13 protein-coding genes and 1 riboswitch are annotated in these 14,671 nt (G+C 34.7%); of the genes, 12 read left to right on the forward strand and 1 reads right to left on the reverse strand.

Annotation, left to right across the window (positions count from 1 at the left end):
* Nucleotides 1–9 precede the first annotated feature (9 nt).
* From FLP_RS09520 to FLP_RS09535, 4 genes are all read left to right on the forward strand, one after another.
* On the forward strand, nucleotides 10–435 hold the full coding sequence (locus tag FLP_RS09520; RefSeq protein ID WP_065449289.1) for an OsmC family protein: 426 nt from the start codon (nucleotides 10–12) through the stop codon (nucleotides 433–435).
* Nucleotides 436–603: 168 nt separating this feature from the next.
* Nucleotides 604–1,776 carry a trans-sulfuration enzyme family protein gene (locus tag FLP_RS09525; RefSeq protein ID WP_065449318.1) on the forward strand — a complete coding sequence of 391 codons (1,173 nt, stop codon included), beginning with the start codon at nucleotides 604–606 and terminating at the stop codon, nucleotides 1,774–1,776.
* Between the two features lie 94 nt (nucleotides 1,777–1,870).
* Nucleotides 1,871–2,410 carry a hypothetical protein gene (locus FLP_RS09530; RefSeq protein ID WP_065449290.1) on the forward strand — a complete coding sequence of 180 codons (540 nt, stop codon included), beginning with the start codon at nucleotides 1,871–1,873 and terminating at the stop codon, nucleotides 2,408–2,410.
* Between the two features lie 179 nt (nucleotides 2,411–2,589).
* On the forward strand, nucleotides 2,590–3,000 hold the full coding sequence (locus tag FLP_RS09535; protein ID WP_055097114.1) for an RrF2 family transcriptional regulator: 411 nt from the start codon (nucleotides 2,590–2,592) through the stop codon (nucleotides 2,998–3,000).
* 105 nt (nucleotides 3,001–3,105) lie between these two features.
* Here the strand turns inward: FLP_RS09535 and FLP_RS09540 are convergent, their stop codons facing one another.
* On the reverse strand, nucleotides 3,106–3,888 hold the full coding sequence (locus FLP_RS09540) for a sulfite exporter TauE/SafE family protein (RefSeq protein WP_065449291.1): 783 nt from the start codon (nucleotides 3,886–3,888) through the stop codon (nucleotides 3,106–3,108).
* Between the two features lie 314 nt (nucleotides 3,889–4,202).
* Here FLP_RS09540 and FLP_RS09545 point away from each other — a divergent pair, with 314 nt between their 5' ends.
* From FLP_RS09545 to FLP_RS09580, 8 genes are all read left to right on the forward strand, one after another.
* Nucleotides 4,203–5,105 carry a sulfite exporter TauE/SafE family protein gene (locus FLP_RS09545; RefSeq protein WP_065449292.1) on the forward strand — a complete coding sequence of 301 codons (903 nt, stop codon included), beginning with the start codon at nucleotides 4,203–4,205 and terminating at the stop codon, nucleotides 5,103–5,105.
* 25 nt (nucleotides 5,106–5,130) lie between these two features.
* A complete protein-coding gene (locus FLP_RS09550; protein ID WP_065449293.1) occupies nucleotides 5,131–5,841 on the forward strand; it encodes a phosphoadenylyl-sulfate reductase in 711 nt (236 codons plus the stop codon).
* Between the two features lie 241 nt (nucleotides 5,842–6,082).
* On the forward strand, nucleotides 6,083–6,988 hold the full coding sequence (cysD, locus tag FLP_RS09555) for a sulfate adenylyltransferase subunit CysD (RefSeq protein WP_065449294.1): 906 nt from the start codon (nucleotides 6,083–6,085) through the stop codon (nucleotides 6,986–6,988).
* Nucleotides 6,989–7,143: 155 nt separating this feature from the next.
* On the forward strand, nucleotides 7,144–8,388 hold the full coding sequence (locus FLP_RS09560; protein WP_065449295.1) for a sulfate adenylyltransferase subunit 1: 1,245 nt from the start codon (nucleotides 7,144–7,146) through the stop codon (nucleotides 8,386–8,388).
* 84 nt (nucleotides 8,389–8,472) lie between these two features.
* Complete coding sequence (locus FLP_RS09565; protein WP_065449296.1) at nucleotides 8,473–10,563, forward strand: HEPN domain-containing protein; 2,091 nt, start codon at nucleotides 8,473–8,475, stop codon at nucleotides 10,561–10,563.
* Nucleotides 10,556–11,332, forward strand: a complete 777-nt coding sequence (gene cobA / locus FLP_RS09570) for a uroporphyrinogen-III C-methyltransferase (RefSeq protein WP_065449297.1) — start codon at nucleotides 10,556–10,558, stop codon at nucleotides 11,330–11,332. The genes FLP_RS09565 and cobA overlap by 8 nt, the downstream gene beginning before the upstream one ends.
* Nucleotides 11,333–11,497: 165 nt before the next feature.
* On the forward strand, nucleotides 11,498–12,079 hold the full coding sequence (locus FLP_RS09575) for a precorrin-2 dehydrogenase/sirohydrochlorin ferrochelatase family protein (RefSeq protein ID WP_065449298.1): 582 nt from the start codon (nucleotides 11,498–11,500) through the stop codon (nucleotides 12,077–12,079).
* Between the two features lie 162 nt (nucleotides 12,080–12,241).
* The gene (locus FLP_RS09580) at nucleotides 12,242–13,294 is read left to right on the forward strand and encodes an NAD(P)/FAD-dependent oxidoreductase (protein WP_065449299.1); all 1,053 of its coding nucleotides are present in this window, start codon (nucleotides 12,242–12,244) and stop codon (nucleotides 13,292–13,294) included.
* A 1,058-nt stretch (nucleotides 13,295–14,352) separates the two neighbouring features.
* Nucleotides 14,353–14,467, forward strand: a riboswitch (SAM riboswitch).
* Nucleotides 14,468–14,671 lie beyond the last annotated feature (204 nt).

The raw sequence follows: 14,671 nt of genomic DNA on the forward strand, positions 1-14,671 counted from the left end.
TATAATACCATGAAAGTAACCTTAAACAGAGTAAACGACGCGTTTCATTTCAAACTCAAAAATGAACGTGGTCATGTAGTGGATGTTGATAGCAGAGCCGAATTTGGCGGAAGCGATTTAGGTGCAAGTCCAATGGAATTAGTATTGATGGGAGTTGCAGGATGCAGTGCTATTGATATGATTTCGATTTTAAAGAAGCAACGTCAGGAAATAAAAGCATTTAATGCTGAGGTAGAGGGAGAACGCGTAAAAGTTGGAGAAGCAACACCTTTTAAAGAAATCAATGTGGTTTTTTATTTAGAAGGTGATATCAATCCGGAAAAGGCAAAAAAAGCAGCACAGCTTTCTTTCGAGAAATACTGTTCAGTTGCCAAAACAGTTGAACCTACGGCTACAATTAAATACAAAGTTGTCCTAAACAACGAAGCATTATAAATTAGAAAATGAGTCAATTAGAAAATGAGAAAATTCTTTTGGCTTGATAAGTAATAAATATTTACATAAAGACTTAGTGAATCTCTGAGTTCTTTTGTGAGTCTTTGTGAAATTATAAAAACAGGCGAATTGGTGCTAATTAGTGCAATTCGTGTTAAAACAAAAAAAATGAACGAACAAGAATTTGGTTTTGAAACCCAAGCCATAAGAACACATCTGGAAAAAACACAATTTCAGGAACATTCTACCCCATTATATTTATCATCGAGTTTTGTATTTGAAGATGCAGAGGACATGAGAGCATCTTTTACGGAAGAAAAAGTACGTAATATTTACTCTCGTTTCAGTAATCCAAATACAACAGAATTTGTTGATAAGGTTTGCGCAATGGAAGGTGCTGAATCCGGTTATGCTTTTGCAACCGGAATGGCGGCGATCTATTCGACTTTTGCAGCATTGCTGGATTCAGGTGATCATATTGTTTCTGCAGGAAGCGTTTTTGGCTCTACACACGCGTTGTTTATGACTTATTTTCCTAAATGGAATATCGAAACGACTTATTTTGACATTAATAAACCAGAAACGATAGAGGGATTTATTAAACCTAATACTAAAATTTTATATGCAGAAACACCAACAAATCCTGGTGTAGACGTTGTTGATTTAGAATTGTTAGGTCAAATTGCAAAAAAACACAATCTGATTTTAATTATCGATAATTGTTTTGCTACACCGTATATTCAGCAGCCAATTAAATACGGTGCAGATATCGTAATTCACTCGGCAACAAAATTAATCGACGGACAGGGTCGTGTTTTAGGAGGAGTTGCAGTTGGAAATGCAGAGCTAATTCGTAAAATATATTTATTTTCAAGAAATACAGGTCCGGCAATGTCACCATTTAACGCTTGGGTTTTATCGAAAAGTTTAGAAACTTTGGCAGTTCGTGTAGACAAACATTGCGAAAATGCTTTAAAAGTGGCTGAGTTTTTAGAAGCACATCCAAATGTTGAAAGCGTGAAATATCCATTCTTAAAATCACATCCAAAGTATGAAATCGCCAAAAAACAAATGCTTTTAGGCGGTAATATTATTGCAATTGAAATAAAAGGTGGTCTTGAAGCAGGACGAAAATTTTTGGACAAAATTAAATTATGTTCGCTCTCTGCAAATATTGGAGACGTAAAAACAATCGTAACACATCCAGCCTCAACAACACACAGTAAATTGTCTATTGAAGAAAAATTGGCAGTTGGAATTACAGAAGGTTTAGTACGTGTTTCTGTAGGTTTAGAAACAGTGAAAGATGTAATTGCCGATTTGGATCAGGCTCTTTCTTAGATAATTTTAATGATATATTTGTCAGGCTGAGCGAAGTCGAAGCCCATTTAGTGACTTCGACTTCGCTCAGTCTGACAATTATTGTTTTTTATATATGAAGCCAAGATTACTCATTTTATCAGATTTATTTGGAGGAAAAGATCCGGAATGGGTTAAAATCTACATGAATTTATTGCAATCTAAATTTGAGATTCATTATTATGATGTTCTTGAATTGGCAAATATTGATTCTGATAATTTTGTCGAAAGTGAGATTCATAATCAATTTCTTAATGGAGGAATAGATAAAGCTATCCAAAATTTACTTCAGTTAGAAACAGGAAAAATACTTGTTTTAGGATTTAGCATTGGAGGTACAATTGCCTGGAAAGCATCTTTACAAGGGCTGAAAATCACACATTTATTCGCTGTTTCATCAACAAGATTACGATACGAAACTGAAGTGCCAAATGGTATTGTAAAATTATACTTTGGAGAAAAAGACCCAAATAAGCCTAACCCACAATGGTTTTTAGATTTAAATATAGATAATCAGATTCTCAAAGACAACAATCATCAACTCTATTTGCTAGAAGATAATATACCCGTAATTTGTAACGATATTTTAAAACTGTACCACAATAATGATTTTTGATTGTAAATTATACAGTTAAAAATCTTTTTTTATTTAAACCATACTAATTTAGTCGAACTTACTTTTTTATTGTGTTATTTTTCTCATTCAAAAAGCTTATTTTTGTTGCAGAAAAATATTTAGCTGTTATTTTAGCAAGAAATCTAAAATCAACAATCTAAAATCTAAAATATATATAAGTGCTTTCAAAGAAAACAAAATACGGAATTAAGGCTTTAACTTATTTGGCTAGACGTGAAAATAATGAACCTGTACAGATTGCCGAAATTGCTAAAAGCGAACATATTTCGATAAAATTCTTAGAAAGTATATTGTTGTTACTTAGGAATTCCGGTTTCCTGGGAGCAAAAAAAGGAAAGGGCGGAGGTTATTACCTGATAAAAGATCCAAAAGATATCAGTATGGCCAAAGTGTACCGTATTCTTGAAGGACCAATTGCTTTGTTGCCTTGTGCAAGTCATAATTTTTATGAAAGGTGCGATGACTGTGACGATGAAACTACTTGTGCAGCAAGACGTTTAATGATGGAAGTGAGGGATAATACCTTAAAAATATTAGAAAGTAATTCTTTGGCAGATATTGCCTTTTAATTGTAGACCATATCATTCATGTAAGGCAATATAAAGTCTTGCTTTATATAAGTAGTTTTATAAGCTTTTATTAAATGAACTTATATAACTTATATGGCGGAGAAATTAAAAAATCAATTTATATCCGGCTAAGAAAAGCATTACTGCGATGGCGTTTCTTAAAAATAAATCAGGCACTTTTCCGCTTAACATACTTCCCATAAAAATTCCCGGAAGGGATCCCAGTAATAGTTGCCCTAATAAGGCTAAATCTAAATTTCCCATTGAGGCATGCCCAATTCCGGCAACGAGAGTTAGCGGAACGGCGTGGGCAATTTCGGTTCCTACCAAACGAGGCGTTGGTAAAAGCGGATATAAGAAAAACAAAGTAACTGTGCCTAAAGCTCCGGCACCAATAGAGGTTAGTGTCACGGTTGCGCCTAATAATACACCAATGCCAATTGTCAGCATGTTTTGTGTATGACTTTCAGTGTGAAATTTATCTCCGGCATGTTTTTGAGAATATATTAATAGTTTCTTTTTGAACAGAATTGCGATTGATGTAAAAAGCAATGCCCAGCCTAAACTGTATTTTATAACTGCATTTATTGTCGAAATATCTGTTTTTATACTGTTTAATATCCATAGCGTTATTAAAGCTGCAGGAACACTGCCTAGAGTAAGCCAACCTGTAATTTTCCAATTAATATTTCCTTTTTTATGGTGTACAAATACGCCTCCCATTTTGGTAAAAGCAGCATATAATAAATCAGTTCCAACGGCTGTTGTTGGGGGAATACCAAAATACAATAAAATTGGTGTCATCAAAGAACCACCTCCCACACCTGTCAAACCTACCACAAAACCTACTACTAAACCGGCAATTACAAGACCTATTTGAAAATCCATGAATAAAAATTTGCTGTAAAAATAAGAACAATTTTATAATAATCCGATGGATTTGGTAGACTTTAAAATACTATATTTGCAAATGAATATCTTGAATGTTTTATCTCGCTGAAATACAATGCGATACGGTTTTTAACTTAGAAATCTAATTTGTTATATTTTTTAAAGTTGCTGTTTACTTAAACAAAAGAGGATTAGAGTTGTAAAAAAATTAAATAATGTTTTGATATTTAGAAATAAGTACTAATTTTGCGTAGTAATCTATTAAGCCGATAGGGTAATGGATTTCTAGGCTAAAAACCAAGCCAGTAAATATGGAAAAAGAATTGAAAATAGATAGTGTTAGTATTAAATCGGATGTATTATTAAAAGAAAAACTGTGGGTTATAATTCCGGTTATATTAATAATAGGTTTGTTATCTACGTTGATATACAAGCATCATGCTGAATTTTCGATAGATGGATTAGTTTCGGGATTTGATACAGATTTTTTAATATTTTTCGCTATTGGAGTTTTTGCACAATTGGTAGATGGAACATTAGGAATGGGGTACGGAGCAACTTCAACTTCATTTTTATTAGCTTACGGAGTTCCGCCAGTAATTAGTAGTACAGGCGTTCACGTTGCAGAAATGTTTACTACGGGAGCATCGGCAATTTCGCATCATAAATTTGGAAATATCAATAAAAAGCTCGTAAAACATTTATTGATTCCGGGAGTTTTAGGTTCTATTGCAGGAGCTTATTTATTATCAGATGTCATTAATGGAGACGTTATAAAACCGTTTATTGCGGTTTATATGATTGTTTTGGCAATTATCATTATTAAAAAAGCATTAGCAAAAACAATAGTTAAAAAGAAAACTAAAAAATTAGGAATTTTAGCCACTTTTGGAGGTTTTATGGATGCTGTTGGCGGCGGTGGATGGGGTCCCATTGTAACATCTACATTATTAGGAAGAGGTAGAAATCCTCGTTACACTATTGGATCAGTAAATGCAGCTGAATTTGCTATTTCATTTGCAAGTGGAATTACCTTCATGCTTTTTGGAGGAATTCACGGATGGCAGGTTATTATAGGGTTAATTTTAGGAGGCGTAATTGCAGCGCCATTAGGAGCTTATTTGGTAAATAAAATCAAAAGAAAACCAATGATGGTTGCGGTTGGAGTTTTAATTATATTATTGAGTTTAAAAACATTATCTAAATTATTGTAAGCAGTTTTTTAGAAAGGAAAAGATTATGAGTGCACCAATTATAGAATCATTATTAGAGGTAACGAAAGATTTTTCGCTTGACGAAACTTTAGTTTTTCTAGCTAAAGAATTTCCGGGAAAAGTGATTTTTTCGACTTCTTTTGGTCAGGAAGATCAGGTAATTACAGATTTCATTGCAAAAAGCAATACTGATATTACCATTTTTACGCTGGATACCGGAAGATTATTTCAGGAAACGTATGATGTTTTTCATAAGACATTAAAAAAATATAAAAGACCAATCGAAGTTTATTTTCCGGAAGCAACGGCAGTGGAAAATTTATTAAAAGAAAAAGGTCCGAATAGTTTTTATGATTCGGTTGAGAACAGAAAAGAATGTTGTTTCATTCGAAAAGTAGTTCCCTTAAGAAAAGCTTTGGCAGGAAACTCAGTTTGGATCACAGGTTTAAGAGCGGAGCAATCGGAAAACAGACAAGATTTGAATTTATTTGAATACGACGGAGGTTTCGAAATCATCAAATTCAATCCATTATTAAAATGGTCTTTAGAAGAAGTTGAAACGTATTTGTCAGAAAACAATGTCCCTCAAAATGCATTGCACAAACAAGGTTTCGTAAGCATAGGATGCGCACCATGTACAAGAGCAATTTTTCCAGGAGAAGATATCAGAGCCGGAAGATGGTGGTGGGAATCAAGTCATAAAGAATGCGGATTGCACAGCGCTAAGAAAGAGTAAAGAGAATAGAGTAAAGAATAAAGAGCAAAGAGTCAAGAATATAGATTTAAAGTTCCGGAGGAACGATTTATATTGTAGCGCCGGATTTTAATCCGGGGATATTGATGAAAGCAACGGATTAAAATTCGTTGAAAAAAGACAAAAATAAAAAACACAAAATAACGATAGTTTATAGGTTTTAGATTAAACTCACATCGATCTGAAACTAAAAAAAACTGTCAAGCATTAAACAAAATATCAAATGAGTTCAAGTTCAGTATTAAAAACAAACGCTTTAGAGAGTGAAGCAATATACATTTTCAGAGAAGTAATTTCACAGTTTGACAAACCGGTTTTACTTTTCTCTGGAGGAAAAGATTCTATAACATTAGTGCGTTTAGCGCAAAAAGCTTTTTTCCCTGCAAAGATTCCGTTTCCTCTTTTGCACGTTGATACGGGACATAATTTCCCTGAGACAATTGCTTTCAGAGATAAATTAGTTGAAGAATTAGGATTAGAGTTAATCGTTCGTAATGTTCAGGATGCTATTGATGAAGGAAAAGTGGTGGAAGAAACTGGAAAATATTCTAGTAGAAACAGTTTGCAGACGATCACACTTTTAGATGCAATTGAAGAATTTAAGTTTGATGCTTGTATTGGTGGTGCGCGTCGTGATGAAGAAAAAGCAAGAGCTAAAGAACGTATTTTTTCAGTTCGTGACGATTTTGGTCAATGGGATGAAAAAAATCAACGTCCGGAATTATTTGACATTTTGAACGGAAAAATAGAAAATGGCCAAAACGTTCGTGTTTTCCCAATTTCAAACTGGACTGAATTAGATGTTTGGAGTTATATCGAAAAAGAACACATCGAGATTCCATCAATCTATTTTTCACATAAAAGAAAAGTTTTTTTGAGAGACGGTTTAATCTGGTCGCATTCTCCTTTTGTGTATCAGGAAGAAGACGAACAAATCGAAGAACGAATTGTTCGCTTCAGAACCGTTGGAGATATGAGTTGTACAGCCGCTGTTGAATCGTATGCAGCAACAATTCAGGAAGTTGTTGGAGAAATCAGAACTTCGACTATTTCTGAAAGAGGAGCCAGAATCGACGACAAACGTTCTGAGGCTGCAATGGAGAAAAGAAAACAACAAGGGTACTTTTAATTAATTATTAATTGTGAATTGTAAATTATTAATGCAATTCGGAATGTAATTAAAAACGAAATCAGAAAAACAAAAACATACAGTTTTAAATTTTAGTTCAAAGGGAAGCAACTTGAAACTTGAAACAAAATTAAAACTTGAAACAAAATATAGAAATGGAAGTTTTAAAAATAGCAACAGCAGGAAGTGTAGATGACGGGAAAAGTACTTTGATCGGGAGATTATTGTACGATACAAAATCATTGACTACAGATAAAATTGAAGCAATCGAAAAAAGCAGTAAACAAAAAGGGTACGATTATCTTGATTTTTCTTTGGCAACTGACGGATTAGTAGCAGAGAGAGAACAAGGAATAACAATTGACGTAGCGCATATTTATTTTTCGACTGCAAAGAAAAGTTACATCATTGCCGATACTCCGGGTCACGTAGAATATACAAGAAACATGGTTACGGGAGCTTCGACTTCTCAGGTTTCTATCATTTTAATTGATGCCAGAAAAGGCGTAATTGAGCAAACGTACCGTCACTTTTTTATCAATAATTTATTGAGAGTAAAAGAAGTAATTGTTGCGATTAATAAAATGGATTTAGTTGATTATTCTGAAGAAGTATACAATAAAATCAAAGCCGATTTTCAGGCATTAAATGCTAAAAGTACTTTCAAAGAACAAAGCGTAAGTTACATTCCGTTAAGCGCAATCAATGGTGGAAACGTAGTGGATCAATCTAAAGATATGCCTTGGTATACAGGTCAAACGGTTTTAGAGCATTTAGAAGGATTGCATTCTTCAGATGTATTTGAAGCAGGAAAAGCACGTTTTCCGGTTCAGACGGTTATTCGTCCAAAAACAGAAGAATACCATGACTTTAGAGGGTATGCCGGAAAATTATACGGAAACTCTATTAAAGTTGGAGATGCTGTAACCGTTCTTCCTTCTTTAACCGAATCAAAAGTGTCAAAAATTCACTTTTTCGATAAAACATTTGATGAAGCTGTTGCAGGTTCTTCGATCACAATCGAATTAGAAAATGATATCAATGTTACAAGGGGCGATATGATTGTAAAATCATCAGAACTTCCAAAAATTGAAAAAGAAATCACAACAACAGTTTGTTGGATGGACAGTAAAAAACTGGTTGCAGGAACAAAATACCTAATACAGCATAATACGAATAGAGTTTTAGCTAAAGTAGAAAGTATTAAAAATACAATCTCAACTGATTATTCAGGAACAAAAGAAGCATCACAATTGGCGATCAACGAAATTGGAGAAGTAACCATCAAATTAAGCAAGCCTTTATATTTTGATGCCTACAACGAAAATAAATCAAACGGAGCTTTTATCTTAATTGATACAGCAACGAACACGACAGCAGGAGTAGGATTTATTCGATAGTTGATAGTTTTTGGTTTTTAGTTGATAGTTATCCTGCCAACAACCAACCATTAACAACCAACCATTAACTATAAACTAAAAGAAATGGAAAGTTTTAGAACAGAAATAGAAAATCCGATAGTTCAAAAAGAGATTATCGATTTAGAAAAAAAGATTCATTTATTCCGTGGAGGAAAAATTGATGATGAGCGTTTTCGTAGTCTTCGTTTAGCACGTGGAATTTACGGACAACGTCAGGAAGGCGTTCAAATGATTCGTATTAAATTACCTTACGGTAAAGTAACCAGCGAACAATTGGTGCGTATTACTAAAGTTTCTGACGAATATTCTACAGGACGTTTGCACATTACAACACGTCAGGATATCCAGATTCACTATGTGAGTTTAGACAGAACACCGGAACTTTGGGCAAATTTGGCTAAAGACGATGTTACGTTGCGTGAAGCTTGTGGAAATACCGTTCGTAATATTACAGGAAGTGAATTGGCCGGTGTAGACGTAAACGAACCATTTGATGTTACGCCTTACGCACACGCTTTATTTCAATATTTATTGAGAAATCCTATTTGTCAGGAAATGGGACGTAAATTCAAAATTTCGTTCTCATCATCTGATGAAGATACCGCTTTGAGTTATTTGCACGATTTAGGATTTATCCCAAAAATTGTTGACGGACAACGCGGTTTCAAAATCATGTTTGGTGGAGGTTTAGGATCGCAGCCAGCACATGCTGAATTACTTTCAGAATTTGTACCTGCAAACGAAATCATCCCGACGGCAGAAGGAATCATCCGTATTTTTGACAGATACGGTGAACGTGCAAAAAGAATGAAAGCGCGTATGAAATTCTTAATCAAAGAAATGGGAAGAGATGTTTTCCTTGATTTAGTTGAAAAGGAGAAAAAAGCAATCGCTTTTGAAACATACGAAATTGATACAACCGCTTTTGACGGACCAATTGCAGAACCTTTATTAGAAGTTCCGCAAGTTATAATTGAAGATACTGCAGCTTATGAAGCCTGGAAAAAATCGAATGTAATTGCTCAGAAACAAGCAGGTTATTACGCGATTGGAATCAAAGTTTTATTGGGAGATTTTTATACTGATAAAGCCAGATTATTAGCCGCTTTAATTAAAAATTACGCAGCAAATGAATTACGTTTTTCATTGCGTCAAAATATTGTAATACGTCACGTAAAAGAAGAGAATCTTCCTTTCTTTTATCAGGAATTAGCCAAATTAGACTTTGTTCATTTAGGGTATAATTCTACTGTAGATATTACGGCATGTCCTGGTACTGATACTTGTAATTTGGGGATTGCAAGTAGTACCGGTATTGCAGAAGAATTGGAAAAAGTGATTAGTGCAGAATATCCGCAGTACTTAAATAACCGTGAAATCGAAATTAAAATTTCTGGTTGTATGAATGCTTGTGGACAACACAATATGTCTGCAATTGGTTTTCAGGGAATGTCTATCAATTCAGGAAAATTAGTAGCTCCGGCTTTGCAGGTATTATTAGGCGGAGGAAGATTAGGAAATGGAGAAGGACGTTTTGCAGATAAAGTAATCAAAATTCCAAGCAGGAGAGGACCAGATGCTTTGCGTACCATCTTAAATGATTTTGATGCCAATGCAAACGGAGAAAAATTCCTGAACTATTACGATCAAAAAGGAGAAAAATATTTCTATGAAATTTTAAAGCCTTTCGCAGATGTAACCAATTTAACAGAAGCCGATTTTATTGACTGGGGAAATGCTGACAACTACGTAAAAGCAGTTGGAGTTGGAGAATGTGCCGGTGTTGTGATCGATTTAGTAGCTACTTTATTATTAGAAGCTAAAGATAAATTGACTTTCGCACAAGAATCATTCGACGAAGGAAAATGGTCAGATGCTATTTACCATGCGTACGCTGGGTTTGTAAATGGAGCCAAAGCTTTATTACTTTCAGAAAACGAAAAAACAAACAATCACGCAGGAATTGTTGATTTGTTTGATAACGTTTTTATCGCAACTAATAAAATTGGATTGCCTTCGACATTCAGAGAATTGGTATATCAGATCAATCAAAACGAACCAAGTGAAGCGTTTGCAAAACAATATATTCAAGAAGGAATTGCGTTTTTTGCAATTATAGAAAAATATAGAGCTCAAGAATTAGCAAATGCTTAATACAATAAAACCCAAAGTAACTTTAGTCGGTGCAGGTCCCGGCGATCCGGATTTGCTTACGCTGAAAGGTGTGAAAGCATTGGCTGAAGCGAGTGTGGTTTTGTACGATGCATTGGCCAATGACGAAATATTAGCGCATGCTCCCAAAAATGCCATCAAAATTTTTGTTGGAAAAAAGATAGGGAATCACGCTTATACGCAAGATCAGATCAATCAATTAATTGTTGATAACGCTTTGACTTACGGAAATGTGGTTCGCTTAAAAGGCGGAGATCCGTTTATTTTTGGACGTGGAAGCGAAGAAATAGAATTTATTGAAAGCTTCGGAATCGAAACAGTTGTAGTTTCTGGAATTTCTTCGGTAGTGGCAGTTCCTGCAAGTCTGGGAATCTCAATTACAAAAAGAGGCGTTTCAGAAAGTTTCTGGGCGATTACAGGCACAACTTCTGACAGAAAATTATCTACAGATGTAGCTTTGGCCGCACAGTCATCCGCAACAGTTGTAATTTTGATGGGAATGAACAAATTGCCTCAAATTATCGATTTGTTTCAAAAAGAAGACAAAGGAGATTTGCCCGTAGCGATCATTCAAAACGGAACAACCTCAGAAGAAAAAATAGGAGTTGGAACCGTAAATTCAATTTTAGAAATCGTAAAAGAGAAGCAACTGAGTTCGCCAGCGATTATTGTTCTTGGAGAAGTGGTGAGAGAAAGCAATAAATTAAAAGGTTTTTACGAAGAATTTCTATTAAAAGAAATCGTTCGATAAAAGCCCAATAAAATCCCGGAGGGATGAACAATATTGTAGCGTCGGGTTTCAACCCGATGAAAGAGAAAGTAATAAATTAAAAGGCTTTTACGAAGAATTTCTATCAAAAGAAATTGTTCGATAAAATATAAATCATCTAATTTTGATTGGATAAAATTAAATGAAATGGAACAAAACGAATTATATCCAATATTCTTAAAGCTTCACAATCTAAATGTGTTGATTGTGGGTGGAGGAAATGTCGGATTAGAGAAGCTTTCTTTTTTGCTGAAGTCAAGTCCAAATGCAAATGTTGAGGTGGTAGCGCCCGACTTTCATTTAGAAATTAAAGTTTTAGCCGAAAATCATCCTTCAATTAAATTGACGGAATCGAAGTTCAAAAAGAAAATGCTCAAAAAGCGCCATATGGTAATCGCTTGTACCGATGATCTAAAAGTCAATAAAAGAGTATACGATTTGTCTAGAAAGCGTTATTTGATTTGCAATATAGCCGATACGCCGGATTTATGTGATTATTATCTAGGCGGAATCGTGACAAAAGGAAATGTAAAAATCGCCATTTCGACTAACGGAAAATCGCCAACAACAGCTAAAAGATTGCGGGAGTTTTTCGAAGAAGTAATTCCTGAAGATATCAATCAAATGGTTGAAAATCTGAACGAATACCGGAAAACTTTAAAAGGCGATTTTGAAGAAAAGGTTAAAAGAATGAATGAAATAACCAATTCATTAAAGAATAAAGAATAACAAAAGTCCCGGAGGGACGAATTATATTGTAACGTCGTCCCGAAGCTTCGGGATTAACCCGATGGAAAATTAGGCAAAGAAATCAATGACAAAAATCATTGGCAGTAGAATAAATTATTCGTTTCTTTGTATTATTAAGAATGATTATAAACAACAACCATAATGATTAAAACAGATATACTTATAATTGGAGCAGGCCCTACAGGTTTATTTGCCGTTTTCGAGGCAGGATTATTGAAATTAAAATGTCATATTTTAGATGCTTTACCACAAGCAGGAGGACAACTTTCAGAATTGTATCCAAAAAAGCCTATTTATGATATTCCTGGTTTCCCGGAAGTTTTAGCAGGAGATTTAATTGATAACTTACAAGAACAAATTAAGCAGTTTGAGCCAGGTTATACATTAGGAGAAAGAGCTGAAACAATCGATAAACAAGAAGACGGAAGTTTCATTGTAACCTCAAATAAAGGAACTAAATTTCACGCGCCTGTTATTGCTATCGCTGGAGGTTTAGGAAGTTTTGAGCCACGCAAGCCACTTATTGAAGATATTGAGTTTTACGAAGATAAAGGAGTAAAATACTTCATCAAAAATCCAGAGAAATTCAGAGATAAAAGAGTTGTAATTGCAGGAGGAGGAGATTCAGCTTTAGACTGGAGTATTTTCTTAGCGAATGTAGCTTCAGAAGTAACTTTGATTCACAGAAGAAATGAATTTAGAGGAGCTTTAGATTCTGTAGAAAAAGTGCAGGAATTAAAAACGTCTGGAAAAATTAAATTAATTACACCAGCAGAAGTAATCGGAATCAATGGTGCTGAGCATGTTGAATCGTTAGATATCGAAGAAAACGGAGCACACCGTAAAATCGAAACCGATTTCTTTATTCCACTTTTCGGTTTGACACCAAAATTAGGTCCAATTGGTGACTGGGGATTAGAGATCGAAAAAAATGCGATCAAAGTAAACAACGCTTTAGATTACCAGACGAATATTCCGGGAATCTTTGCCATTGGAGACGTAAATACCTACCCAGGAAAATTAAAATTGATTCTTTGTGGTTTCCACGAAGCAACTTTAATGTGCCAAGCTGCGTACCAAATCATCAATCCAGGTAAAAAATACGTATTGAAATATACAACAGTTTCCGGAGTAGACGGTTTCGACGGAACACGTAAAGAAGCACCGAAAGCAGTTGTGAAAGCGATTGTTTAATTTGAGGGGCTAAGGTTCTAAGATACTAAGGCACTAAGATTTTTTATATAGGAAGCTCAAACTAAATAGTTTGAGCTTTTCTTTAATCCCGTAGGGATGCCATGTTTATAGAATAAGGATGCCTAATGAAAAAAAGCTCCAGCGGAGCGACATATAATTATTTATAAAGATATGTCGCTCCGCCGGAGCTTTGGTTAAACGTATAATTGTTTGCTATAAACATGACGCTCCGCCGGAGCTTTGTTAAAAAGGTATTATTAGAATTTAAATGAAGGTTCTAAACAATTTTTATAGTAAATATTTTAAAACATAGCCGGTGGTTTCAACCACTGGAAGGCAATGCATATCACGACGCATATCACGACGTAAATTGCAACGCTGTTGTGGTGGATGATCACAACGCGTATATTAATATATGATCACAATACATAATCACGAACCGTCTCCCACGGTTGAAACTGCGGGCTATATTTGAAAAAACATAAACTATAAATATGATGCTTCGCTGGGGTATTATTCAACAAACAATACTAATTGTTTTTTTTTTAAATCCCGTAGGGATGTCATGTTTATAGAATTACGCATATCTATTGGTAAAAGCCCCATGGGGGCGACATATAATTATTTATAAAAATTATGTCGCTTCGCTGGAGCTTTGGTTAAACGTATAATTGTTTGCTATAAACATGACGCTCCGCCGGAGCTTTGTTAAAAAGGTATTATTAGAATTTAAATGAAGGTTCTAAACAATTTTTATAGTAAATATTTTAAAACATAGCCAGTGGTTTCAACCACTGGAAGGCAATGTATAGACACAACGTATAATTAATATACATGGTCACAACACAAACGAATTATCACAATACGTTCCCCGTGGTTGAAACCGCGGGTTATATTTGAAAAATAAAAGACAAACTTAGCTCCTGATTATCTTAGCATCTCAGCACCATAAAAAAAATCCTTAGAACCTTAGCAACTCAGCTCCTCAGAACCTTCAAAAAAACATTTGCAAATCGCAACGCTATTTCATACCTTTGCACCGTTCCTAAATTTATTGAAAGTTATCACGAAAGGCGGAGGGATAGACCCGATGAAACCTTAGCAACCCTTTATCATAAAGAAGGTGCTAAATTCTACTTTACACTAATTCATAGTATTAAAGATAGATAACACAAATACATAAAGTATTTCCTCAACTTTTCCTGACAACCTTACAATATTATTTTACTGAATTCACAGTTTAATGAGCGAATTATTGGCGCATTTATGCCAACATCGTTCCCGCTTTCGCCTATATCTCTCCGTTTCACTGCGAGGATACCGGCTCAATCGGGGCTAGTTAGCCGGCAATAGTGAATTCTTGGAATCAATGTGAAT

The sequence above is a fragment of the Flavobacterium piscis genome, assembly GCF_001686925.1.
GTDB lineage: Bacteria > Bacteroidota > Bacteroidia > Flavobacteriales > Flavobacteriaceae > Flavobacterium > Flavobacterium piscis.